Source organism: Variovorax sp. P4_D9 (genome assembly GCF_056401695.1).
Window position 1 is genome coordinate 1 of sequence record NZ_JBFUIU010001335.1, and the last position, 1,680, is coordinate 1,680.

Consider the following 1,680-nt stretch of genomic DNA (forward strand, 5'->3'; position numbering starts at 1 on the left):
CTGCTGAGCGAACTGGGGCAGCGTAACGTCCATCTGGGCAAGGTGCCACGCTGCGTGCTCGGACGGCTTCACCACGACGCAGTTGCCTGCAGCATGGATGGCGGGGTCACGGCTGCCTATTGGTACGGCGAACTCGCTCCGAAGTGAGGGTGGGCGGCCAACCGCGACCGACCGCGGTCAGGAGCGGGCCGCCTTGCGTCCCTTGGCTTCGGCGGCAGTCAGCTCCTTGGGGGTCAATGCATAGGCAGGGTTGTTGGCCAGCTTTTCGACCGCCAGGTCGATGAAGGCCCGCACTCAGGCCGGCTGCGCGGCGCGGCTGCCGTAGTAGAGGAAGACGCCGGACTTGTCGGCCATGTGCTTGACGAGCAGCGGTACCAAGCGATCCGACCTGATGTGCGCAGCGGCCGCCACGCTGGTCAGCACGCCGATCACGTGCCCGGCCAGCACCGCCTCTGTCTCCAGCGATTCATCGTTGACGGTCTGCGTCGAAACCACGTGGTGCTCGCTCGAGCCATCGTCGGTCTTCACGTACCGGGGCAGCACACGCCCCGTGCCCGCGTTCCGGAAGGCGCTGCAGCGGTGCGTCGCGAGCGCGCCCAGGCTGTCGGGCGCTCCATGGCGGCTCAGGTGCGCGGGCGCAGCGCAGATGAGCAACTGCAGCGAAAAAAGCCTGCGTGCGATCACACCGTCGGCGGGCGATGGCCCGACCCGGAATCCGACGTCGACCCGGTCTTCCACCCAGTTGCCGATCCGGTCGTCCAGCTGCAAGTCGGGTTGGACTTCCGGGTAGCGGCGGCAGAACTCGTCGAGAAGGGGCCAGAGCACCGGCGCGAAAACCGAGTGCGGGCCCGCGATGCGCAGCGGCCCGCCAATGCCCACTTTGGCCTGGCGTGTCATTTCGAGCGCCCGCTGCATGCCCAGCAACGGCGGCTGTGCGGCTTCGAGGAATTGCCGTCCCTCGTCCGTGAGGGACATGCTGCGCGTGTTCCGATGAAACAGCCGCACGCCGAGGTGCCGCTCCAGTTGGGCGAGCGCCTGGCTGGGGCCGCCTGCTTCGTCATCCCTTGCGAAGCCGCAGCCTGCCGCAGGCTGCCCAACTCGGCGGTCTTCACGAATGTGGCAATGGAGCGAAGTTCGTTGATGGGCATGAAGCGCTTTCTATGAAGTCGGTTATCAACATCACGAGTCGGCGCCTGCCCTGCCAGCGCCTAGGCCGTGTGGCCGCCGCCGGCGCTCAGTTCCGCCCAGTCGAATTCCTGCAACAGGACACGGTAGGCGTCGTCGCCGATCACATCGTCCCGACGAAGTTCGAAGGCCCGCTGCCGTGCGACCGAGATCGCGCGGCGTCGGAGCGCGCCTCCAGACAGCGCGTCGATCGAGGTCTCGGGCTCGAGGCTGGAATGGAGCTCGACCGCCGCGCCGTACTCCTTGCGCAGCAGCTTCGCCGTCAGGCTCTCGTCGTCCTTGATCGCGTCGAGAAGCGCGCCGTAGGCCTGGATCCGGCCCACCCGGACCTCCCTGCCGACCGGGTCGTCGTCGGACAGGCTCATGCGGCGAATCAGTGGCGCCATCGTCAACCCTTGCAATACCAGGGTGCCGAACACCACGCCGAATGCGCAGAGCAGGATCAGGTCCCGAAACGGGAAGGGCGCGCCGCTTGGGAGCGTCTCGGGGATCGCG

At 67.4% G+C, this 1,680-nt stretch carries 2 pseudogenes; both read right to left on the reverse strand.

From position 1 onward, the window contains the following. Positions 1-177 precede the first annotated feature (177 nt). A pseudogene (locus AC1DY5_RS54600) lies at positions 178-1,148 on the reverse strand (LysR family transcriptional regulator). Positions 1,149-1,208: 60 nt separating this feature from the next. Beyond that, positions 1,209-1,680: pseudogene (locus AC1DY5_RS54605) on the reverse strand (sodium:proton antiporter); the annotation flags it as partial.